Source organism: Dellaglioa sp. CoH-55-MRSF-9 (assembly GCF_056782155.1).
This window is the reverse complement of sequence record NZ_JBXAYG010000090.1, coordinates 1-268: the sequence shown is the minus strand read 5'-3', so window position 1 is coordinate 268 and position 268 is coordinate 1. Positions and strand designations below refer to the sequence as shown.

The 268-nt window shown below is 66.0% G+C and carries 1 protein-coding gene; it reads right to left on the bottom strand.

What is annotated here, in order from left to right:
• Positions 1-268 (bottom strand): N-formylglutamate amidohydrolase (locus AC1RPV_RS07910; protein ID WP_481764221.1); only part of this gene is annotated, 268 nt, incomplete at both ends.

Sequence of the window (268 nt, the reverse complement as noted above, 5' to 3'; positions counted from 1 at the left end):
ATACAGCGGCGCCTTGTCGAACGTATCGACCGGCACGAGCCCCGTCGTGTCCTGCCCCGGATACAGGTTCTCGTTGTCGGGCGGACGGTTCAGGTCGACGACGTAACGCGCGTGCGACGGCACGAGGATCGACGCGCCGAGATCGGCCGCGAACCCGTACAGCCGCTCTAGATGCCAGTCGCAATCGTCGACGAAGCGCGCGTCGGGCGTCATCGTCGCGGCGATGTCGTCGGGGATGTGCGTACCTGCGTGCGGAATCGAGATCAGC